Raw genomic sequence first — 22,019 nt, 5'->3', positions numbered from 1 at the left:
TTTTTACGCAGTCTGCCGTCCCTGCGTTTCACGTTTCATGGTTTTATTTGGAAGCTTTAATTGCCGCCTGTGCTGCTGCAAGTTTTGCAATAGGTACTCTAAAGGGTGAACAGGATACATAATCTAAGTTTAATAAATGGCAAAACTCAACGGAGTTAGGCTCTCCTCCATGCTCTCCACATATTCCTAGCTTTATGTCTGGTCTTATTTTTTTACCTAGTTCTACAGCAATTTCCATCAGCTTGCCAACACCATTTCTATCGATTCTTTGGAAGGGGTCTTTTTCTAAAATATTTTTCTCTAAGTATTCTTTAATGAACACCCCTGCATCGTCTCTAGAGAATCCGTAGGTCATTTGTGTTAAATCATTGGTACCAAATGAAAAGAATTCTGCTTCTTTTGCTATTTCATCAGCTGTGATAGCTGCCCTAGGTACCTCTATCATGGTACCTATGAGATATTTAATTTCCACTCCGCTTTTTTCTATTATTTCTTCTATAGTTTTTAGTATAATGTCCTTTATATATTGTAATTCTTTTACTTCTCCGATTAAAGGCACCATAATCTCTGGTATAATTTCAATGGCTTTTTCCTTCTTCAGTTCTACCGCAGCCTCAATAATTGCCTGAACCTGCATCTGATATATTTCTGGATAAGTAACTGCCAGTCTACAGCCCCTATGGCCTAGCATAGGATTAAACTCTTTCAAGTCATTTACAACTTCCTTTATTTGCTGATATGATACCTCCATGCTTTTTGCAAGTGAACGGATATCCTCCTCCTCATGGGGTAAAAACTCATGTAGTGGTGGATCAAGCAGTCTAACGGTAACTGGTTTTTCACCCATTGCTTCGAATATCTCTTTAAAGTCTTGTCTTTGCATTGGTAGTAGCTTATCGAGTGCCTTTTTTCTTTGTTCTATTGTTCTGGAAATAATCATTTGACGAACGACAGGGATTCTAGTATCATCAAAGAACATATGCTCTGTTCTACATAGGCCTATTCCTTCAGCACCAAATTCTAAAGCTTGTCTAGTATCTCTTGGAGTGTCGGCATTGGTTCTGACTTTAAGCCTTCTATACTGGTCGGCCCATCCCATAAATGTCTGAAAATTACCAGTTAATTGAGGGTTTTGGGTTCCAACCTTACCACTATAAACTTCTCCAGTATTACCATTTAGGGAAATATAGTCACCCTCTTTGAATACCCTGTTTCCTACTGTGAAGGTTTTATTGGCTTCATTTATTCTTACTTCACCAGCACCTGCCACACAGCACTTGCCCATACCTCTTGCTACTACGGCTGCATGAGAAGTCATTCCTCCTCTTGCAGTTAGTATGCCGACAGAAGCAACCATTCCTTCAATATCTTCAGGTGATGTTTCGTGTCTAACAAGTATTGCCCTTTCTCCAGTACTATTTATCTTAACTACATCTTCTGGGGTAAAATAGATTTTACCATAGGAGGCACCTGATGATGCTGGAAGACCTTTAGTAATGACTTCTGCCTTTGTCAGTTCTTCTTCATTAAAGGTTGGATGTAGTAATTGATCCAACTGCTGAGGCTCCACCCTCATAATAGCTTCTTTTTTCGATATTAACCCTTCTTCCACCATATCAACAGCGATGTTTATAGCTGCATGAGTAGTCCTTTTACCATTTCTAGTTTGGAGTATAAAAAGCTTTCCTCCTTCAATGGTAAACTCAATATCCTGCATATCCTTATAGTGTCTTTCTAAAAGGTCAGTTAATTCCACAAATTGATTATATGCATCGGGCATTCTTGAGTTAAGGGCTTGTATCTCTTGTGGGGTTCGTATACCTGCTACAACATCTTCACCTTGAGCATTCATTAAAAATTCACCAAAAAGCTTTTTCTCACCGTTTGATGGGTTTCTAGTGAAGGCCACCCCTGTACCTGACGTCTCCCCCATATTGCCAAATACCATCATTTGAATGTTTACAGCTGTACCCAAATGATCTGGTATATCATTTATTCTTCTGTAGACCTTAGCTCTAGGATTATTCCAAGATTTAAAAACTGCTTCAATTGCCATTAATAGTTGCTCTTTAACATCCTGCGGGAACACCTGTCTTGTCTCTTTTTCAATTACCTTTTTATACTCTATAACTAAGTTTTTTAAGTCTTCAGCTGTTAAATCAGTATCTTGCTCTACCTGTCTTTGCTGCTTTATCTTTTCCAGCATATGATCAAACTTATATTTGCTAATTTGTAATACTACATCACCAAACATTTGAATAAATCTTCTATAGCTATCATAAGCAAATCTCTCATTGTTTGTGATTTTAGCTAAACCTACAACAGATTCATCATTTAAGCCCAAATTAAGTATTGTATCCATCATACCAGGCATTGATATTACAGCCCCTGATCTTACAGATACCAATAGAGGATTTTTAATGTCGCCAAATTTTTTGCCAGATTCTTTTTCTAGCAACCCTAAATGTTGAAATATTTCCTCCTTTAGTTCATCCCACAGTACTGATTCTTTTTTGTAATACTCGTTGCAGGCTTCTGTAGTAACAGTAAAGCCTGATGGTACTGGTAACCCGATTTTAGTCATTTCTGCTAAATTAGCTCCTTTACCACCTAATAATGGTTTAAGTTCCTTAGAGCCTTCATTGAAATCATAAACAAATTTTTTCAAACTAGCACCTCCTATTTATCTTCCATTTCCAATTTTATAGCCAATTTCTCTAAATATTTCAAGTATTATACTTGCACTCTCTTCTACAGCCTTAGATGAAACATCAATCACAGGACAGCCTAACCTTTTCATAATATCTTCTGCAAAGTCTAACTCTTCCAGAATTCTGTCCATACTTGCATAATTAGCTTCATGTTTTAACCCCAAAGCCTTTAATCTTTCTTGTCTAATTTCTATAAGCTTCATAGGATTTGTTGTTAATCCTATAATTTTCTTTGCTGGTACATTAAACAATTCTTTTGGTGGAGCAACTTCTGGAACCAAAGGAACGTTAGCCACCTTAACATTTTTATGGGCAAGATACATGCTTAGAGGAGTTTTTGAGGTTCTTGATATACCGATTAATACTAGGTCTGCCTTTTTTAAGCCCCTTGGATCTTTACCATCATCGTATTTTACTGCAAATTCTATTGCTTCCACCTTTCTAAAGTATCTTTCATCTAATCGTCTTATTAAACCTGGCTCTCTACTGGGGGAATTATGCAGTACTACACCCATTGATTCTATAACGGGAGTCATTATATCAATACATGGTATATTGTTCTTTTCTGCTTCTTCTACCAAAACATTTCTTAAGGTTTCTAAAACCATAGTAAATACCATTACAGCCTTTTCCTGCTTAGCCTCTTCTATTATTTCTAGTATTTGTTGCTTTTCTGTTACATAGGGAAACCTTCTTATTTCATACTCATCTAAGTTGAATTGACTTATTCCTGCCTTTGCAACTTGCTCAGCTGTTTCTCCTATAGAATCAGATATTATATAAATTACCAAATTCCCTTTATCCATTATGCCCCTCCTCTACATAGTTCTACTAATAATTTTGTTATATTGCTCTTAGAAACCTTACCAATTGCCTTTAAACACTCTTTTCCATCTTTAATTATTCTTTCTACTACTGGTAAGCTATCTACTTCATGATCTATAATTTTAACTGCTGCTGTTAAAGCATTATCATCCTTAATAGTCGTTACAATATTAGGGCTTCTTGTCATAATCATAGCCACTGGCACTTTATTTATATCATTACCACCTAGTGTAGCCTTTAGCAAATCCTTTCTCGATACTACTCCAACTAAAAAACCCTTTGAAGCAACAAATATAGTTCCAACATCCTCTAAAAACAAACTCACAATCACGTCATAGACAGAGGTTTCCTCTGAAACAATTACTGGAACCGACATAATATCACTAACTCTTATGCTTTTCATTTCCTGGGAAAACAAATTAATGTCAGTTTTGCCAGAAAAAAAATACCCTACCTTTGGACGGGCATCCAGCATACCCGACATTGTTAATATAGCTAAATCTGGCCGTAGTGTTGACCGTGTTACGCTGAGCATACTGGCGATTTGTTCGCTGGTAATAGGCTCAAGCTCCTTTACTATTTCAATTATTCTTTGTTGTCTTTTAGTAAGCTCTATTTCCACCACCCCTTTATTGTGTTATGCTATTTATATATGTGCTATATTATATATACTAATTTAACATATTCCTGTATCATTTACCATACTATTTTTTAATATTCTTATATTTTTTTAAAAAACCTATTACCCTTTTCTAGCAAGGTAATAGGTTTTTTTATAAATGGCTTTATTTAAAATTTTAGCTTTTCATCTAAATATGCTTCTAATTCAGTAATTGCTATTCTCTCCTGTGACATGGAATCTCTATGTCTAATGGTAACGCAATTATCCTCTAGTGTATCAAAGTCTATTGTTATACAGAAGGGAGTACCAATTTCATCATGTCTTCTATACCTCTTTCCAATGCTTCCAGACTCATCATAGTCAACCATATAATTTGCTGCTAATTTTTCATAAATCTCCATTGAAGTATCCCTTAGCTTTTTTGTTAATGGGAATATAGCAACCTTATAGGGTGCTAAAGCTGGATGTAGCTTTAACACTACTCTAGTATCATTTTCAGCCACCTCTTCTTCATTATAGGCATCAACTAAAAATGCAAGGGTTAAACGCTCTACCCCTACTGATGGCTCAATACAGTAAGGAACATATCTCTCATTAGTGATAGGGTCAATGTATGTGAAATCTACACCGGAATGCTCACTGTGTTGCTTTAAGTCATAATCGGTGCGATCTGCAATTCCCCATAGCTCACCCCAGCCAAAGGCAAATTTATACTCAATGTCTGTGGTTCCATTGCTATAATGGGAAAGCTCTTCTTGCGAATGCTCCCTCATACGGATGTTTTCCTCTTTTAAGCCAAGGGACAGCAGCCAATTTCTACAGTAATCACACCAATACTTAAACCACTCTAAATCTTCTCCTGGCTTACAGAAGAACTCCAGCTCCATCTGTTCAAATTCTCTAACTCTAAAAATAAAGTTACCTGGAGTTATTTCATTCCTAAAGGACTTTCCTATTTGACCTATACCAAATGGCACTTTTTTCCTAGAAGCTCTTTGGACGCTTTTAAAGTTAACAAATATACCTTGAGCAGTTTCAGGTCTTAAGTAAATTTCTGTACTGGAATCCTCTGTTACCCCTTGAAAGGTTTTAAACATTAAATTAAATTGTCGAATATCGGTATAATCCATAGCACCACATTCAGGACATACTATTCCTTCCCCTTCGATAAAGGATTTCAATTTTGCCTTATCCCAACCATCAACAATGATTTCTTCATTTTTACTAACTGCATACTCTTCTATAAGCTTATCTGCTCTAAATCGTGCTTTACACTTTTTGCAATCCATTAATGGGTCACTAAAGCCTCCTACGTGTCCTGAAGCAACCCAGGTTTGAGGGTTCATTAAAATTGCTGAGTCTAAGCCAACATTGTATGGGCTTTGTTGAATAAATTTTTTCCACCAAGCCTTCTTAATATTGTTTTTTAGTTCAACACCTAATGGACCGTAATCCCATGTATTTGCCAGACCACCATAAATCTCTGAGCCTGGAAAAACAAACCCCCTTGATTTTGCTAGAGACACTATTTTTTCCATTGTTACCTCTGCCATATTTTTTCCTCCTCTATACTATTATTTATAACTAATTAAAAATCTTAAAAAACTACAAAAAAGCCCTTCATCCCTGGATTAGGGACGAAAGACTTCTGCTTCCGCGGTTCCACCCTAGTTGGCAAGCTTGCCCACTTAGTTAATAAGCTCAAAAGTGCCCTTCATTAATTAACTGTGTCGGACTTTCACCCTCTCCAACTCGCTATAACAGCTATATTAATTACTCCTCTTTCTCATTGCTTTTACTTATTCTTTATAGTTCTTTATAATTTAGCAAAGATTTAAAATTTTGTCAATAGGTAGTTTATTAATAATCTGTCCCATCATTTAAATCATCTAAAGCTTCATCTGTATCTTCTGTTTTATTATTTTTTGATTTTGTTTTAATTCTTGACTTTACATCATTGATTTTTTCCTCAGCAATGTTATTAATATCTACAACATCGCCATTATTCTTTACAATTTCAATAGTTGCCCTAGATACTATGGCTGCAGAAACACCAACAATTGATACAAGTGGGCCTAGTACCACTCCTATGGCTCCTGCTGTAACAGGTATATTAAGTAGTATTTCTCCATCCTTTTTTAATATTACTCTAGTAACATTTCCTTTTCTTATAATAGTTTTAAGCTTTTCAATAATTTCATTACCAGAAATATTTACTGAACCAAGCCAGCTTTTATCACGTTTTTCCTCAAGCTTAATTAATGCTTCAACAACATCTCCATCTGTTTGCTCTAATGCTTCCTTAGCTTCTTTATAGCTTATTCCTGTGCGTTCTCTAATAACATCGATCTTCTCAAGATTAATATCCATATAATTCATCTCCTTTAAAATTTATCAACTATTTCTAAGCTTTTAAATTCATATTTATTAATATGAGTCATTATGTACTTTTTTATTAGCTTTTTAAGTTGATTATTAAGAGATTCATGTATTTTTAGTTTTTGGATATCCATCATATCTTTTTGTAGTAAATAATTACCCAGCCTTAAGGTCATTTCTGATATTTTTACCGACTGCTTATCTATAGCTGTACATTGAGAGCAAAGTACTCCCCCCTCTGTAAAGCTAAAGCTAGATCCATCTAGCTCATTGGTTCCACAGGAAACGCAGCTGTTAAAATATGGCTTATAGCCTGAGTAAACTAAAAATTTTAGCTCAAAGGCTCTGACTACAGTATTAACCTCTATATCCTTTTTAGCTAATATAAATAGGGTTTTACCCAGCAGGTTAAACAATCTATTATTAGTTTGGCCTTCTGTTGTTACAGTTTCAATTAACTCCAAAATATATGAACCATAAACTAATTTATCAAGGTCTTCACGTATTGAATAAAATATTTGCTTTAGTTCACATTGGTTTACAGTATAAAGATTTCTTCCTTTATAAAGAACAAAATCACTATAACAAAAGGGTTGAACACCTGCAAGCAAAGCGCTTTTGGGTTTTCTAGCACCCTTTGCAATAGCATTTATTTTACCAGCCTTTCTAGTAAAAATAGTTAAAAGGCTATCATTCTCACTATATTTTCTATTTTTTAAAACAAACCCTTCTGTTTTAATAAGCATCAAAGTTCCCCCGTGGAATATGGAATAGGTAATAGATAATAGGTAATAGATAATAGGTAATAGGTAATAGGTAATATGGTTTAATTTTCAATTTTCAACTTGGTTTTGTGTTTTTAATTTTTAATTTTTCACTTTTAACTTTTAACTATATCTTCTTGTTTTCACTTTTAACTCTTAACTCTTAACTCTTAACTCTTAACTCTTAACTCTTAACTCTTAACTCTTAACTCTTAACTCTTAACTCTTAACTCTTAACTCTTAACTCTTAGCTCTTTTCACTTTTAATTTTCTTTTCGTTATTCCATATCATTAACAGCCTTAGTATATTCTATTCTATTAAAGTCTTTATCCTTGCAACTTAAATTATTATAGCTGTTTGCATATAAGTAGGCTTCGATACTACCGGTTTTCTCAAAAAAAGTCCAAAATATTTTAAATAACATAATTTAGTCCCCTTTCCTCTTTATCTCAGCTTCGTTACTAACACTCTCGCTTCTTAAGCGAGAGATAAGTGCCGCCAAGCTTTTAAATAAGTGCAATTAGATTTCAGGTGGAGTAAAAAATCCATCTGAGCTAAGCTTTCTTTATATATCAAGCTTATTTTTTGCAATAAGGGAACTTTAATTCATTGTAAATTATGTAATTATTATATTTTTACTGGTATCCAAAACCCTTTAAAACACTTCCGCTGTTCCTCCAGTCCTCCTTAACCTTTACCCATAGCTCTAAGTATATTTTAGAGCCTAACAATTTTTCAATATCTTCTCTTGCACTTTTACCAATACCCTTAAGCTTTCTACCACCTTTTCCGATTATAATTCCTTTGTGGGTTTTTCTTTCACAGTAAATTGTTGCATGTATATCTATAATGTCCTTCTTTTCTCTTTCCTTCATCATTGATACTTCTACAGCTACACCATGTGGTATTTCTTGCTCTGTATAAAGCAGTATTTTTTCTCTTATTATTTCTGCAATTATTTGTCTTTCGGGCTGGTCTGTTATCATATCAGCAGGAAAGTATTGGGGCCCTTCTGGCAGCAGTTCAGCTATTTTAGTTATAAGGGAATTAAGGTTTGCACCTGCTAAAGCTGAAATTCCAATTATATCATGAAAAATACCTATACTGTTATATTCATGGTAAAGCTGATTAAACTCCTCTTGCTTCATTTTATCTATTTTATTCATTACTAGGATAATTGGCGTTTTAATGGACTCCAGTTGATCTATAATAAATCTGTCCCCAGGACCAATTTTGGTTCCCTCGTCTACCACAAATAAAATTACATCCACCTCTTTCAAGGTATCTTCTGCCACCTTTACCATATATTCTCCTAGCTTGTGTTTAGGCTTATGTATACCAGGGGTATCAAGAAAGACTATCTGATAATCCTTGTCAGTATATACACATTGGATTTTATTTCTGGTTGTCTGTGGCTTATCTGATATAATAGCTATTTTTTCTCCTATTAGTTGATTTAGTAAAGTTGATTTTCCTACGTTTGGTCTACCAATTATTGATACAAAGCCTGATTTAAAAGCCATTATTTCTTACCTCCATTTTTCTTCAAGTCATCAGGTGAGAAGGCGTGGGGTAGCAATTCTGAAATAGTATGAACCTTAAACTCATTTTCAGATTTTCCAACTATCACTTTAATATTACTTCCAAATTCAGTAATAACCTGTCTGCAAATACCACATGGATAAGTATAGCTTTCCATATCACCAATTACAGAAATAGCTTCTATCTCCTTATCACCTTCAGAAATCGCTTTAAAAATTGCTGTTCTTTCAGCACAATTAGTGCCGCTATAGGATGCACATTCAATATTACAGCCCCTATAAACCTTTCCAGACTTAGTTAGAATGGCAGCACCAACAGGGAAATTTGAGTACGGTACATATGCATACTCCCTAGCTTTAATGGCTTCTTTTATTAGCTCCTTATCTGTCATATATTTCTCCTCCATTATTAAAGAATTGTAACTGAATCTAAGCTTTTAACTACTTGCACCCAGGTTTTACCTGGGTTAAATGTAATTTCATTACCATCCAAATCATAAAACCTAGTAAGTCCCTTATAATCCTTCTTTTTCCATACTATATCTATAGCCTTACCATTTGAAATATACAACCCCTTACCTTCACCGATGGTATCCATATCTAATCTTAACTCTTTATCTACTACCCTGGCATTAACAGCTTGTATAATTATATTTGTTGCGTATAGTTGCTGTTTTGTTGTTTCATCAATGTGGGGCTTGCCGTTGTAATATCTATAATATACCATTTCCTCTTTATTAAACCTATAGGATGGATTATATGGTTTACTATAAAATATTTCAATTTCATTTACAGCTTCACCATTAATCTCCTGTGTTTCTTCATAGAAGCTCCATGCTTCTAAGCTAGCTTCTTCTCTAAAGCTACTGTTTTTCGCTGCCCCTCTTATGGCCTTATGGCTACTATACATATTGTGGGGTGCTACTTTATGGTTCTTTCTCCAAAATACATCATTACCCCTATTCATGGCATTAATGCTATTAACCTTATATTTACTTAAATCCCTAAAGGCCTCAGGACTTCCTCCAACATGCACAAAAATTGCGTCAAGTTCTAAAGCCTTTTCAATAAAATATGACCTAGCACTTCTTATACCACCTATAGCTTCTGGCTCATTTCCTAAAAATATTCCTAAATATCTAGTAATATCTCCTTCAGCTAAAAACTCAAAGGCTATTTCTGCATCAATTAGTCCTGCTTGGGGCCTTGCTTGTCCATGATTATCATAAATAATAGCTAATGGCCTTCTTTGGAGTTTTTCATTGGGAAAGTATAAGCCACTTAAGGGTGAAGGTGTTCCTTCCTTTTTTTCTTTAGGCACTTCTATCTCAACTACAGTTTCTTCTGTTTGTGGATCCTCTGGTTGAGATATATCCTGTTGTGGCTCACTACTGCAACCTAAAATGCTTAAACCCAGCATTAAAATAATTAGTGCTAAAAATATCTTTCGCAAGTAATTCATTTGTGTGGGTCAATCCCTTCTTATGTATTGTCTCACAGGGTTTTTATACCTATGAGATTAATTTCAGTACTATATGGGCTTAATCTAACCAAATAGCTGAAAAAATAAAACTGCTATGAATATACCAATAAATGCGCCTGCTAACACCTCTAAAAAGCTATGTATTTTCCCCTCTATTCTACTTTGACAAACTAATAGGGCCATTAAAACTGCTAGGGTGGATATAAACATATTTTCTGAAATAAAAGTCATAGCAGTAGCTAAGGAAAAGGCAACGGCCGCATGTCCACTGGGCATACCACCCTTTAAAGGTGTACCTTTTCTAAAATATGCCTTTAAACCAATGGTTGTAAATATCACAACTATAAGAATTATAAAGGTTATATGTGTAGGTGATTGTCTTACACGATGTAGAACCAGTTGGGCATAAGGGTTTATCCTTTGAAAAAAAATAAAATAGGCAACAAATATTGAATTTATGGCAGCTATCAATACTGCACCAGCCGCCACGTTTTTTGCAATTTTAGCAAAAATATGATACTGATCGGTAATTAAATCTATTGTCATTTCAATAGAGGTGTTAATCATCTCTGCTATAATAACTAAAGAAATAGTTAGCATAAGAATTACTATCTCTAATCTAGTTAAATCAAAAAATAGACTTAAAGACAGTATTAGCACTGCACAAATAAAGTGTATTTTCATGTTGCGCTGGCTTTTAAATGCATATATTATGCCCTCAAAGGCGTAATTAAAGCTATCTATCAGTTTTCTTACTCTCATGTTATTCTACCTCTTTAATTATCTCTCTTGCCCTAATAAAGCTAAAATAGCATCTTCCTTATTTCTCATTATTTCCTTTTCTGTGTCATTTCCATGATCGTATCCCATAAGATGAAGCATACTATGGACTATTAAAAAGCATACTTCTCTATTAAAGGAGTGTTGGTATTCTATAGCTTGCTCCCTAGCCTTCTCTAACGATAATACAATATCACCTAATAATTTTTCTTCTAAATCGTGCGGGTCTTCATTGTCTACTAAGGGAAATGATAATACATCAGTTGCATAATCTTTGCCTCTATAATATCTGTTTAGCTCCCTCATCTCGTTATTGTTAACAAGTGATAGGCTAACCTCGTAGTTTAGATCCCATTCTTCATACTCTAAAGACTTTTTAACAGCCTCCTCCATTAATAAAATAAGGGAATTGTCTAATTCATAGTCTTGTTGTCTGTTATCAATTACTAAGCTCATGTGCCTTCCTTCCCTTCGTATCTTTTGAATCTATGTCTGGATACTCAATTCTTTCATGGAAAATACCCATAATTACACTTATAAAGGCTTGTTTTATCTTCTCCAGTTCTTTTAATGTTAGGTTGCTTTCCTCAAGCTGTCCATCCTCCAGTTTATCTTTTACTATTTTGTGAATCATATTCTCTATCTTATCCTTTGTTGGGGAAGTTAAGCTTCTTACAGCCGCCTCTACTGAATCTGCCAGCATGACAATTGCAGTTTCTTTATTTTGAGGCTTAATACCACTATACCTAAAGGTTTGCTCATCAACTTCTTCACCATTTGCCATATTCTTTGCCTTATGATAAAAATAGGCTACTAAAGTATCGCCATGGTGCTGTAGAATAAAATCCTGTATCTCCTTAGGTAACTTATATTTATTTGCAAGCTCAATACCCTCTTTAACGTGACCTGTTATAATTAGGCTGCTTAATGACGGATTAATGTTATCATGAGGATTCTCTGAGGTTAATTGATTTTCCTTAAAGAAATATGGTCTACAGGTTTTACCAATATCATGATAAAAGGCACCGGTTCTAGCAAGTAGTGAAATACCCTCAACAGCGTTAGCTGCTGCTTCGCTCAAGTTTCCTACTATAATACTATGATGATAGGTACCAGGAGCCTCAATCAATAGTTTCTTTAGCAGTGGATGATTTGGGTTAGACAGCTCTAATAGCTTAAGTGGAGTTACAATGTTGAAAAGAGCCTCCCACATTGGAAGTGAGCCAACAGTTAAAATAGCACATAATACCCCATTTAAAATACTATAAAAGCCAAAGGTTAGCACTTTAGTTACTTCATTACTATGAATAAAGCCTATTGCAACTATTGTTATAACATTTGCTAAACTCACCATTAAGCCTGAAATAAATATATTTCCCCTCTGTTGAGTATTAATCATACTGAAGACTCCAACAGTTCCACCTATCAAAGCCATAGCATTAAACATAATATCATTTCCAGTTATAATACCAATTAGGATAGCTAGGCAAAGATTAATTAGTATTGATATTCTAGCATCAATCAATATAGAAAGCAGCATTGCTGAAAGAGCAACTGGCATTAAGTATATTGAAATAACCGATACTGCCTTTGATATAATCAATGTCAATACTATTATAATAAGCATCAAAACAAGCTTACTGGGCTTCTTGAAAAGCTCTCTATTGAATACATAAATATATGATATAATTAGAAGCATTAAAACTAGAACTATAGCAGTAATTCCAGTATATAGCATGAAATCAATTTTACTATTGTCTATCAATAGGCCTAGCTCTTGCATAATCTTCATTCTATCAAAGGTTACAATTTCACCCTCACGTAAAATTATATCCCCCTTCTGTATCATAACTTTTTCAACTTCTTCTCTAGCCTCTTGTCTCTTTTGCTCTGTTAAGTCAATATCTAAAAATTTATTTGGTCTAATTGTAGCATTTATTACTGATATTGCTAACTCCTTGATGGGATCATCAAAATCCTCTAAGCCTAGTATATAATCCTTTATTTCATTTTTTGCTGTTTGCAAATCTTCTATTTTTATTCCTTGCCTCATATTTTGTGCAATAATCTCGTATATATAGTTCTCAAGATATTTTATTCGTTCTATTGGGGCTTCTAAGGCTACGTTTAAGTTGGGTCCTGAAATATTTAGATTATTATCCTCAAGAAGTAATCTCTTTTCAATAGTATCTAGTTCCTCATCATTCCTTATTTCATTTATCAAAGTGAAAAAGCCTTCAACGTCTTTTTTAACCTCACTCTGTACTGATTGGTCTAGCTTGTACTGGAGCTCCTGTGCCTCTGCTGCTTCTTCTTTTCGTTTTTCTGTTAGCCAGCGATCTTCAATATTTTTCGAGGCCCTTATATCACTTGGTGCCCTTTGTCCAACGGATAAGTCAAACTGCTCAGGCTTTAGGCTGGCAGTTAATATAGCAAAAATACTTACAAAGAACAATAAAGCTATTATTATCAGCTGTGCCTTCTTATGCTTTAGTACTTTACCCTTAGAAACTACAGGTAGCTTATCTTTAAAGCCTCTTAACTTTCCCATTCTTATCCTCCTACTAGACTGCTTTAATATCTTACATAGTTAAGCAGAGCTTAAACATATTTATAGCAATCTGTACAGTTTTTTAACTTTAAGCCTATCCTTTTCTTTTGCTGCCACTGCTTTTTAGCTGTTTGCTTCCATTAATCTCATAAGCTTTTATAATCTTTTGAACCAATGGATGTCTTACCACATCCTTATCAGATAAATAAACCATTCCTATTTCCTCGACGTTTTTAAGTACTACAGAGGCATTTTTTAAACCAGAATATTTTCCAGCTGGTAAATCTATTTGAGTAATGTCACCTGTCACAACTGCCTTTGAACCAATACCTAATCTAGTTAAAAACATTTTCATTTGCTCAATGGTTGTGTTTTGGGCTTCATCCAATATTATAAAGGAATAGTCTAATGTTCTACCTCTCATATAAGCTAAGGGAGCAACTTCAATCATACCTCTTTCCATATACTTATTGAACTTATCTACCCCAAGTATATCAAATAAAGCATCATATAATGGTCTTAAATAAGGATCCACCTTATCCTTTAAATCGCCAGGTAAAAAGCCTAAGCTCTCTCCTGCCTCTACAGCAGGCCTTGTTAATATAATTCTGTTAACCTGTTCATTTCTAAAGGCCTTTACAGCCATAGCAACAGCAAGGTATGTTTTCCCAGTACCTGCTGGACCAATACCAAAGGTTAAGTCTTTATTCTCTATTTCATTTAAGTATTTCTTTTGTCCTATTGTTTTCGGCTTAATAGGCTTGCCCTTATCTGTTACAAATACAATATCTCCTGCCAGCTCTTTAATTCTATTTTGTTGTCCCTCTAAAATCAAATTATAGGTATAGTTAATTGTTTGGCTAGATAGCACCTCTCCCTTCTCATGGAGATTCATTAGCTCTTCTATTAGCTTTTTACCCTTTTTAGTTTTTTCCTCATTTCCCAATAAAATGATTTCTCCCTCCCTATTTACTATATCAACCTGTAAAAGGGATTGGATAAGCTCTATATTCTTATCAAAATCTCCATATAGCTCCCTAACAAAATCTGTATTTTTAATGCTTATTTTAGTCTGATGTAGGTTTGTCAAAGATTAATCCTCCTCAATGTCTAATTTTTCTTGCATAGCAATATCCTCAATTACTTCTATAGTAAATTTGCCCTGTAGTAAATCTCCAGTCTGCTGAAAGTCTATTAACGTGTTTGCTATTTCTCCTTCAAGGGGTATTTCTGCCATCAACTCATTAATAGCCTCCTGATGCATGCGGGCTTTTACTTCTTCAACATTTAGTTTTTTCTCTATATCAATGGTCTCATAATAGTCTTCTATCTTAATTTCTACAGGAAGTGTAGTATTCCTCCATATAGTTAATTTTTTAGTTCTATTTTCAGTTATGTAATTATCGAAGGGAATTTTCCCACCTCTAAAGGTAAGCTCTATTTCTCCTAAGCTTATCATTTTTTTAGAATATTTCTTTCCTGTTTTTTGCTTTTTAATCTCTGTTAAAAATTCACTTTTTATTGTATCATAGTAGGTTCTTGCATATATTTCACCGAAGGCATGAACATAAATTGGGCTTTGTAGATTATCCCTTTCAACAATACCAGTAATTAATATATCCCCTTCGGTTACAATATCACCTGATTTTACTACTGCGTCGCCATTTCTAGCTATAACCTGCTCAATAACACCATTCTTTTTAGCTATTACATTACAGGGGGTTTCTTTATCAACTATTTCTGGTGGTAGCTTCTTTTCAACAACCTCCACCTTTGCATATATACCCCTTAGCTGAATTCCAACCCAAGCTAAATCAGAAAACTCTGTTAGTAACTGGCTTTCTAGTTCTCTTAAGCTAATTGAGTAACGGTTTACACCTGGTTTTAAACCCATTTCATGTAAAGCTTCAATAATAGCTTTTTCATTTATCCTTTTGTTACCTACAATATCAATGGAGTATATAAAGCTACTGGCAACTACTATTAATAGTAATGAAAAAAATGCTCCAGTCAAAAGCATTTTTCTTTTTTTGACTTTATGGGCCCAGAATGGATAACCGTTTTTCGTAGCAATGGATATTCTACAACCACACCTTCTTGATACTTTTCGTAACTCCTTAAATCCTCCTATTCCTACCCTTGCTTCAATTGTGGTGTAGCTTTTTCTTTGTATATCCCACAGGTAAATGTTTTTTTCAATACACATATTTATAAATCTTTCAAGATTTAAGCCTTCTATTTTTATAATAACATAACCTCTAAAATAATTCCATAGCCTCAGTATTAACAACTTATTCACTCCCTAATCGTCAAATTCGACTTCACGAATCTCCCCAACTATGACTATTTCCTCTAATACGATATTCTTTAGAAGCAGGTTTTTGCCTATTACCCTTAAGATACCGCATTTAGTAAATATACGTATACGATTGTCTGAATACTCTATTATTCCTTTGTGGTTTTCAACATAAAGTTGCAAATTGCCTATTAAAGTAATTTTGGGTAAGTCTAAAACTATGTCCTGGGGAAGCTCAAGTATGTCGGCAATAGATTTCTTAATTTCCTCAGTTTTTTTCACTCCCCACACCTCCCATCTATTCAATTTTTATGCCCCTCATGTTTTCTATAGAACAATCAATTCTTAATAGATAGATAATTAATAATGGGGAATAAGAAAAAGAAGATTTCTATATTAGAAATCTTCTTTTTGCTAAATCAAAATTTATTATTATCTATTCTGCATGCTTTTGGGTTTTCCCAGTATTTCTGACATGATAATGCCCTTTACTAAGGATGATTCATTTAAGGATAAATCTATTTGTGGATCACCTATTTCCTTTTCATAAACACTACCTATTTCATTTGGTGGATTAGCTACTGAATCCTCCACAGTATATTTGGTTTCCTTTAAGGATCTTGTATCTTCTTCATATGTTTCTAGCTCTGGCTGTATTCTGGCTTCATTTACTACTTTAGTTTTTTTAGCTTTAACGGTTTTTTTAGCTTCCTGGGTATCCTTATATTCACCAAATACAGTATTTATATCCTTATGAAGGTCCTTAAGCATATCCTCTAACCCTAAATGCTTTTTTACTGTTGTTGAATTGCTTCTGGTAGGTTCCTTAGTAGGGTTTAACCTAGTGTTTTGCTGCTGTCTAGGTTTTCTCCTTTGCTGTTGTTTACTCTTGTTGAATATTGAGCTTAAAATACCTATTATCACAAATATAATAATACTTTCAAAGTTCATAGAATCACTTCCCTTTTATAAAGTAGGGATTCCTATTGGTCATTTTTCTTTTCTTGCTTTGAGATTTTACCAATAGATTCTCTCATATTAGTATCTGCTAAAACATTTTTCATGTTATAATAATCCATAACTCCTAATTTACCTTCCTTTAAAGCAGTTGCCATAGCTCGTGGTACCTCTGCTTCAGCCTCAACTACTCTAGCCCTCATTTCTTGAACAGCAGCAATCATCTCTTGTTCTTTAGCAACAGCCATAGCTCTTCTTTCCTCTGCCTTAGCTTGTGCAATTCGCTTATCAGCTTCTGCTTGGTCTGTTTGAAGCTTAGCACCAATATTTCTTCCAATATCAATATCGGCTATATCAATAGATAAGATTTCATATGCTGTACCTGCATCTAAGCCTTTTTTCAGAACTGTTCTTGAAATTAAATCTGGGTTTTCTAAAACCTCTTTATGGCTTTCTGCGGAACCCACAGTTGTTACAATACCTTCACCAACCCTAGCTATAATTGTCTCTTCTCCTGCTCCCCCAACCAGTCGTTCTATGTTGGCTCTAACTGTAACTCTAGCCTTTACCATTACTTCAATACCATCTTTTGCAACAGCAGCTATTTTAGGCGTTTCAATTACCTTTGGATTAACACTTACTTGAACTGCTTGAAGTACATCTCTACCAGCTAAATCAATTGCAGCGGCACGTTCAAACTCTAAGTTTATTTCTGCTCTTTGGGCTGCTACTAGTGCATCTATTACACTATCAACATCTCCACCTGCTAAGTAATGGGCCTCTAGCTTATCTGTATCTAAAAGAAGGCCTGCTTTTGTTGCTTTAATCATTGGATTTACAATTCTATTTGGCTGTATTCTTCTAAATCTCATTCCTATTAAAGTACCAATACCTATTTTAACCCCTGAAAACAATGCAGTTATCCATAGACCTACTGGAATAAAGCTTAAAATTATTGATAGAACTATAAACCCTACTGCAATTAAAATTACAAATGGAATCAATGATGACATTAACTATCCCTCCTAATCAATTTTTCTAACAATTATTCTTCTTCCCTCTACCTTTGTTATTTTTACTCTACTGCCTATTTCAATAAAATCTCCTTCTGAAACTACATCAAGCAGTTCATCTTCAACTTGAATAGTTCCTGATGGCCTTAAAAAGGTTTTAACAACTCCTTCAAGCCCAATATATTTATTGTATTTAGAGCCAGTAGAGGTATAACCTAAATCTGGTCTTTCTGATGTAGATAAAATTAAGTGGTCAAAATATTTATTTCTTGGTGCATACTTAAGAATTAAAACGAAGGCAATTATTGTTAACACAAGGGAAACCAATAATGAGGTAATGGCTGTTGTTAAGCTATTAGAGCTCATAATAATGCTTGCCACTATACAGATTAAGCCACCAACCCCTGCTACTCCAAATCCAGGAGCAAAGGCTTCTGCTGTAAGTAAAGCTAGACCTGCAATAAAAACAATTATAACAGCCCAGCCTGCATGGCCTGCTAGTATACTACTTCCAAAGTACATTGAGAATGCCACTAGACCTATTGTACCTCCAACCCCAAAGCCTGGTGTTAATAGTTCAATTAATAGACCTATAAAACCAATTGATAGTAGTAGTGGAGCAATGTACGAGCTACTAAAAATTTGAGCTATTCTTACCCTCGTAGGTATATCAACCTCAACTATATCGCTATATTCAACAGAGAAATGCTGTAAAATATCTTCATAGCTGTTTGAAACATGGTCTGTGAAGTTTAGGCTTTTGGCTTCTTGGGTTGTTAGGTTCAGTAATCTATCTTTAGAAACTACATCTGGAATTTCAATAGATTTATCCGCCATAGCTGCAACTAGCTTTGGATCTCTACCTTTAATTTCAGCAATGCTTCTAAGCTCACTTGACCAATAGGACAAGTTTTTCTCGTTTAAAGGTACTGGCTCTGCTGAACCGATTGTACTTCCTGGTGCCATAACAATATTATCTGCTGATATGGTTAATAATACACCAGCAGATTCAGCCTTAGTATTCACATATGAGATTGTTTTATGCTTTGAACCTACAATTAACTGGCTAATGTTTGCAGCTGATTCTACTCTACCCCCATAGGTATCAATTTCAAATATGATGGCAGAGGTTCGTGGATCCATTTCAGCCTTGTTAATGCTAGTTTGTATAAACTGCTGAACAGCAGGACCTATTTCACCTTTTATAGGTATAACATAGACTCTATTTTCATCCTCCGATCCAAAGGCTTGAAAGGTTAATAGAATCATCATAATCAGTATAAGTATAGGGATTCTTCTATTCATATGCCACCTCCTCAATTTATTGTGTTTGTGTTTATATATTTATATTTATTTTAACAGTATTTGAAAGATTTTGAAAGTATATTGTAAAATATTTCATACATTATAGTTTTTTTTAACATATTAGTCCTTTAATATCCGCTGCTTTAATTGATAATAAATGCCACTAAGATTTTTGCTTTGCTTAGAAATTACTTCTTTTACTATTGGGGTAATTCTATGTCAATAACTGCTGGATAATGATCAGATGCTCTGCTTTTAATGACATTATATTGGTTTAATTGTAAGGAAGGACTAATAAATAAATAATCGATTCTACCTGATACTATTGATAAATCATATGTGGGTTGATGATTGTTGCCAGAAACGTAACCAGTATCAAGCATTGTTTTACTTAGGCTGCTGATTTCACCTGTGTCTTGTGTGGAGTTAAAATCTCCAACCAAAATTTTTTCATAGGGAACTGTGTCCATATGCTTCTTTATGGTTTCAATCTGTTCCCTCCTTTCAGATTTGTATAGTCCAAGGTGGGTTACCATAAATTGTATTCTTTCACTGCCTAAATCTATAGTTGTACTTAACAAGCCCCTTTGTTCACTTTTACTAGGTAGCAAAATATTTTCGTAATTAACAATGGGGTACTTACTTATTACCCCATTTCCGTATTTTCCACCAAAGTAATTAAAATTATCTCCATACGCATAATACATTGATAGATTTTCAGCTAAGTATTTAATTTGATTTCTAAATTTAGACCTGTAAACACCATTGTCTACCTCTTGAATACCTATAATATCAGCATCGCTTTCCCTTATGAGAGCTAATATATCCTTTAGGGTATCTCTTCCTAATAGGCTTTTGCCATGGTGTATATTATATGTCATAACTCTCAAATTCGTCACTTCCTTATTGGTTGAGGCTTCTAAAGTCGGTGTCTCCAAATATACCCCATCCAGCTCCTCTATATTATATTTTATCTCCTTATTACCTTTAGAATACAGACGAATTTTTGAAATTTTATTTAAGTTAGTCATTTTATTTGTAATATAAAATATATTATATTTACTACCTTCTTCTGATTTTCTATAGAAATCCCGCCTTAAAACTGAATAATTAACTATTTCGTTTTGAGGGTCAATAGCCTCGATTATTATATCCTTGACTTCATAGGGGGTTTTTATTTCAAGGTAATATAGCTGGTCATTTATTAAGTATTTTGTTATATCAATTTCTCCCTGGGATGAAGCCTTTATAACAAGTCCTGACATAATCATAATTACTAATACCATAAAGCTAATTTGCTTTCTCATTTAGCTCAACCCCTTGAATAGTATATTACTAATTATACCATAGGGATTCTCAATTAAAGCTTAGTATATAATGTCAGACTATTTATGCTTTTTCTTTATAAAAATAATGAAACCCGGAATAATCCGGGTTTTTTATAAATTATGACATCAAATGTTTTTTAACAAGATCACTAACTAGCTTGCCCTCTGCCTTCCCCTTTAGCTTAGGCATTAAGGCAGCCATCATCATGCCCATATCCTTCATAGTGGAGGCACCCACTTCATTTTTGGTTTCAAGGACAATTCTTGAAACCTCTTCCTCTGATAATTGCTCTGGTAAGTAAGTCATAAGCCATTTAATCTCTTCTTCAGCTTGCTTTACTAAGTCATCACGTCCACCTTTAGAGAAATCACTTAGGGCATCCTTCCGTTGTTTTACCTGTTTTGATATTATGCTAATAACATCTTCGTCGGTAAGCTCAACCCGTGAATCTACCTCTGTCTGTTTAATATCAGAGCGTATCATGGTAATAACATTTTTTCGAAGCTGGTTTTTCTCCTTCATAGCTTCCTTTAGATCACTTGCTAATAATTCTTTGAGGGACAATATATTCACCTCTACTTAATAATAGTTTTATTAAAATTTACTGCTTGATTTTTTACGACGTGCTGCCTCTGCTTTCTTTTTACGCTTTACGCTAGGCTTTTCGTAATGCTCTCTTTTTCTTACTTCTGATAAAATACCAGACTTAGCGCATTGTCTTTTAAATCTACGAAGCGCACTATCTAAGGTTTCATTATCTCTGATTTTTATCTCTGACATACTTCTCCCTCCCTCCGCTAGCACCGGCTGTGCTTTATCTATAGCAACATATATGCTATATTGCTAGTGGGATTATTACAATACCTTGTTATTATACATTAAATAAAAAGGTTATGCAATAAAAATTTTAGCCTGGGGGCCACTGTAATTGTCTATCTGCCAACAGATGAAAATGTAAATGATCCACCGTTTGTCCCCCATCTCTACCACAATTATTTACAAGCCTAAAGCCTTTATCAGAAACCTTGTATTCTTTAGCCAAATGGTTTATTGCCTTAAATATTTCTGGTATAATTTCAGAGTAGTCAGATTCATCTAGCTGAGTTGCAGATGCTATATGCTTTTTCGGAATTATCAGTAGATGCAGGGGGGCCTGGGGATTAATGTCCTTAAATGCCAGCACTTTTTCATTTTCATATAATATATCAGCCGGAATATCTCTATTAATTATTTTACAGAAGATACAATCGCTCATTTTTCCACCTCCCTATATAAATATAATTTCAACACAAAAGTATAAAACCCTGCTTAACATACTAATTTATCTAAGCGGCGTTAGGTTTTAAATTTTAAGTTTTTCAATTCTCAATTTTCCATTTTCAATTTTGTTTATGTTTTTAATTTTTCACTTTTCACTCTTAACTCTTAACTCTTCACTCTTCACTTTTCACTCTTCACTCTT

At 34.3% G+C, this 22,019-nt stretch carries 23 protein-coding genes and 1 other annotated feature; all 23 genes read right to left on the bottom strand.

The window, feature by feature from the left end; translation table 11 throughout:
- Nucleotides 1-43 precede the first annotated feature (43 nt).
- The 23 genes from ppdK to F8154_RS06640 all read right to left on the bottom strand — a co-directional run bounded on the left by ppdK (nt 44) and on the right by F8154_RS06640 (nt 21,812).
- A complete protein-coding gene (ppdK, locus tag F8154_RS06745; RefSeq protein WP_151860849.1) occupies nt 44-2,668 on the bottom strand; it encodes a pyruvate, phosphate dikinase in 2,625 nt (874 codons plus the stop codon).
- A gap of 15 nt (nt 2,669-2,683) precedes the next feature.
- Entirely contained in the window at nt 2,684-3,517 is an 834-nt protein-coding gene (locus F8154_RS06740) for a pyruvate, water dikinase regulatory protein (RefSeq protein ID WP_151860848.1), read from the bottom strand.
- Nucleotides 3,517-4,161: a helix-turn-helix transcriptional regulator gene (locus F8154_RS06735; protein ID WP_151860847.1), complete on the bottom strand. Its 645-nt coding sequence runs from the start codon at nt 4,159-4,161 to the stop codon at nt 3,517-3,519. Before F8154_RS06735 ends, F8154_RS06740 begins: the two co-directional genes overlap by 1 nt.
- 164 nt (nt 4,162-4,325) lie before the next feature.
- Complete coding sequence (locus tag F8154_RS06730) at nt 4,326-5,711, bottom strand: glycine--tRNA ligase (protein WP_151860846.1); 1,386 nt, start codon at nt 5,709-5,711, stop codon at nt 4,326-4,328.
- A 77-nt stretch (nt 5,712-5,788) separates the two neighbouring features.
- Nucleotides 5,789-5,957 (bottom strand) — a binding site (T-box leader).
- Between the two features lie 61 nt (nt 5,958-6,018).
- On the bottom strand, nt 6,019-6,528 hold the full coding sequence (locus tag F8154_RS06725) for a DUF4342 domain-containing protein (protein ID WP_151860845.1): 510 nt from the start codon (nt 6,526-6,528) through the stop codon (nt 6,019-6,021).
- Between the two features lie 14 nt (nt 6,529-6,542).
- Nucleotides 6,543-7,283, bottom strand: coding sequence for a DNA repair protein RecO (recO, locus tag F8154_RS06720; protein ID WP_151860844.1), 741 nt, complete (start codon nt 7,281-7,283; stop codon nt 6,543-6,545).
- A gap of 296 nt (nt 7,284-7,579) precedes the next feature.
- Nucleotides 7,580-7,726, bottom strand: coding sequence for a hypothetical protein (locus F8154_RS15045; RefSeq protein WP_192930189.1), 147 nt, complete (start codon nt 7,724-7,726; stop codon nt 7,580-7,582).
- 211 nt (nt 7,727-7,937) lie between these two features.
- Nucleotides 7,938-8,825 (bottom strand): GTPase Era, encoded by an 888-nt coding sequence (era, locus tag F8154_RS06715; RefSeq protein WP_151860843.1) that lies wholly within the window; start codon nt 8,823-8,825, stop codon nt 7,938-7,940.
- Complete coding sequence (locus F8154_RS06710) at nt 8,825-9,235, bottom strand: cytidine deaminase (RefSeq protein ID WP_192930188.1); 411 nt, start codon at nt 9,233-9,235, stop codon at nt 8,825-8,827. Before F8154_RS06710 ends, era begins: the two co-directional genes overlap by 1 nt.
- 17 nt (nt 9,236-9,252) lie before the next feature.
- The gene (locus tag F8154_RS06705; RefSeq protein WP_151860841.1) at nt 9,253-10,305 is read right to left on the bottom strand and encodes a DUF3048 domain-containing protein; all 1,053 of its coding nucleotides are present in this window, start codon (nt 10,303-10,305) and stop codon (nt 9,253-9,255) included.
- A gap of 84 nt (nt 10,306-10,389) precedes the next feature.
- Nucleotides 10,390-11,088 (bottom strand): diacylglycerol kinase, encoded by a 699-nt coding sequence (locus F8154_RS06700; protein WP_151860840.1) that lies wholly within the window; start codon nt 11,086-11,088, stop codon nt 10,390-10,392.
- A gap of 18 nt (nt 11,089-11,106) precedes the next feature.
- Nucleotides 11,107-11,562: an rRNA maturation RNase YbeY gene (gene ybeY / locus F8154_RS06695; RefSeq protein WP_151860839.1), complete on the bottom strand. Its 456-nt coding sequence runs from the start codon at nt 11,560-11,562 to the stop codon at nt 11,107-11,109.
- The gene (locus F8154_RS06690) at nt 11,546-13,657 is read right to left on the bottom strand and encodes an HD family phosphohydrolase (protein ID WP_151860838.1); all 2,112 of its coding nucleotides are present in this window, start codon (nt 13,655-13,657) and stop codon (nt 11,546-11,548) included. The genes ybeY and F8154_RS06690 overlap by 17 nt, the downstream gene beginning before the upstream one ends.
- A gap of 94 nt (nt 13,658-13,751) precedes the next feature.
- A complete protein-coding gene (locus tag F8154_RS06685; protein ID WP_151860837.1) occupies nt 13,752-14,747 on the bottom strand; it encodes a PhoH family protein in 996 nt (331 codons plus the stop codon).
- A 3-nt stretch (nt 14,748-14,750) separates the two neighbouring features.
- Nucleotides 14,751-15,956 carry a sporulation protein YqfD gene (yqfD, locus tag F8154_RS06680; protein WP_243141192.1) on the bottom strand — a complete coding sequence of 402 codons (1,206 nt, stop codon included), beginning with the start codon at nt 15,954-15,956 and terminating at the stop codon, nt 14,751-14,753.
- Nucleotides 15,957-15,959: 3 nt separating this feature from the next.
- Complete coding sequence (gene yqfC / locus F8154_RS06675) at nt 15,960-16,235, bottom strand: sporulation protein YqfC (protein ID WP_151860835.1); 276 nt, start codon at nt 16,233-16,235, stop codon at nt 15,960-15,962.
- Nucleotides 16,236-16,385: 150 nt separating this feature from the next.
- Nucleotides 16,386-16,904: a hypothetical protein gene (locus tag F8154_RS06670; RefSeq protein ID WP_151860834.1), complete on the bottom strand. Its 519-nt coding sequence runs from the start codon at nt 16,902-16,904 to the stop codon at nt 16,386-16,388.
- A gap of 32 nt (nt 16,905-16,936) precedes the next feature.
- On the bottom strand, nt 16,937-17,923 hold the full coding sequence (gene floA, locus F8154_RS06665) for a flotillin-like protein FloA (RefSeq protein WP_151860833.1): 987 nt from the start codon (nt 17,921-17,923) through the stop codon (nt 16,937-16,939).
- 12 nt (nt 17,924-17,935) lie between these two features.
- Nucleotides 17,936-19,228 (bottom strand): NfeD family protein, encoded by a 1,293-nt coding sequence (locus F8154_RS06660; protein ID WP_151860832.1) that lies wholly within the window; start codon nt 19,226-19,228, stop codon nt 17,936-17,938.
- A 200-nt stretch (nt 19,229-19,428) separates the two neighbouring features.
- The gene (locus F8154_RS06655) at nt 19,429-20,535 is read right to left on the bottom strand and encodes an endonuclease/exonuclease/phosphatase family protein (RefSeq protein WP_151860831.1); all 1,107 of its coding nucleotides are present in this window, start codon (nt 20,533-20,535) and stop codon (nt 19,429-19,431) included.
- A gap of 139 nt (nt 20,536-20,674) precedes the next feature.
- Nucleotides 20,675-21,121 (bottom strand): GatB/YqeY domain-containing protein, encoded by a 447-nt coding sequence (locus F8154_RS06650; protein ID WP_151860830.1) that lies wholly within the window; start codon nt 21,119-21,121, stop codon nt 20,675-20,677.
- Nucleotides 21,122-21,151: 30 nt separating this feature from the next.
- A complete protein-coding gene (gene rpsU / locus F8154_RS06645) occupies nt 21,152-21,337 on the bottom strand; it encodes a 30S ribosomal protein S21 (protein ID WP_151860829.1) in 186 nt (61 codons plus the stop codon).
- A gap of 127 nt (nt 21,338-21,464) precedes the next feature.
- Nucleotides 21,465-21,812 (bottom strand): histidine triad nucleotide-binding protein, encoded by a 348-nt coding sequence (locus F8154_RS06640; RefSeq protein ID WP_151860828.1) that lies wholly within the window; start codon nt 21,810-21,812, stop codon nt 21,465-21,467.
- Nucleotides 21,813-22,019 lie beyond the last annotated feature (207 nt).

Source organism: Alkaliphilus pronyensis, assembly GCF_009017275.1.
Classification (GTDB): Bacteria; Bacillota; Clostridia; order Peptostreptococcales; family Natronincolaceae; genus Alkaliphilus_C; species Alkaliphilus_C pronyensis.
The sequence above is the reverse complement of the archived record's forward strand: the minus strand, read 5'-3'. Positions and strand labels throughout refer to the sequence as shown.

What these genes read in the sequence shown, in the direction of transcription:
- F8154_RS06740 (WP_151860848.1), bottom strand. Translation starts at nt 3,517, where the DNA reads ATGGATAAAGGGAATTTGGTAATTTATATAATATCTGATTCTATAGGA.
- F8154_RS06730 (WP_151860846.1), bottom strand. Translation starts at nt 5,711, where the DNA reads ATGGCAGAGGTAACAATGGAAAAAATAGTGTCTCTAGCAAAATCAAGG.
- F8154_RS06725 (WP_151860845.1), bottom strand. Translation starts at nt 6,528, where the DNA reads ATGGATATTAATCTTGAGAAGATCGATGTTATTAGAGAACGCACAGGA.
- recO (WP_151860844.1), bottom strand. Translation starts at nt 7,283, where the DNA reads ATGCTTATTAAAACAGAAGGGTTTGTTTTAAAAAATAGAAAATATAGT.
- F8154_RS15045 (WP_192930189.1), bottom strand. Translation starts at nt 7,726, where the DNA reads ATGTTATTTAAAATATTTTGGACTTTTTTTGAGAAAACCGGTAGTATC.
- era (WP_151860843.1), bottom strand. Translation starts at nt 8,825, where the DNA reads ATGGCTTTTAAATCAGGCTTTGTATCAATAATTGGTAGACCAAACGTA.
- F8154_RS06710 (WP_192930188.1), bottom strand. Translation starts at nt 9,235, where the DNA reads ATGACAGATAAGGAGCTAATAAAAGAAGCCATTAAAGCTAGGGAGTAT.
- F8154_RS06705 (WP_151860841.1), bottom strand. Translation starts at nt 10,305, where the DNA reads ATGAATTACTTGCGAAAGATATTTTTAGCACTAATTATTTTAATGCTG.
- F8154_RS06700 (WP_151860840.1), bottom strand. Translation starts at nt 11,088, where the DNA reads ATGAGAGTAAGAAAACTGATAGATAGCTTTAATTACGCCTTTGAGGGC.
- ybeY (WP_151860839.1), bottom strand. Translation starts at nt 11,562, where the DNA reads ATGAGCTTAGTAATTGATAACAGACAACAAGACTATGAATTAGACAAT.
- F8154_RS06690 (WP_151860838.1), bottom strand. Translation starts at nt 13,657, where the DNA reads ATGGGAAAGTTAAGAGGCTTTAAAGATAAGCTACCTGTAGTTTCTAAG.
- F8154_RS06670 (WP_151860834.1), bottom strand. Translation starts at nt 16,904, where the DNA reads ATGAACTTTGAAAGTATTATTATATTTGTGATAATAGGTATTTTAAGC.
- floA (WP_151860833.1), bottom strand. Translation starts at nt 17,923, where the DNA reads ATGTCATCATTGATTCCATTTGTAATTTTAATTGCAGTAGGGTTTATA.
- F8154_RS06660 (WP_151860832.1), bottom strand. Translation starts at nt 19,228, where the DNA reads ATGAATAGAAGAATCCCTATACTTATACTGATTATGATGATTCTATTA.
- F8154_RS06655 (WP_151860831.1), bottom strand. Translation starts at nt 20,535, where the DNA reads ATGAGAAAGCAAATTAGCTTTATGGTATTAGTAATTATGATTATGTCA.
- rpsU (WP_151860829.1), bottom strand. Translation starts at nt 21,337, where the DNA reads ATGTCAGAGATAAAAATCAGAGATAATGAAACCTTAGATAGTGCGCTT.
- F8154_RS06640 (WP_151860828.1), bottom strand. Translation starts at nt 21,812, where the DNA reads ATGAGCGATTGTATCTTCTGTAAAATAATTAATAGAGATATTCCGGCT.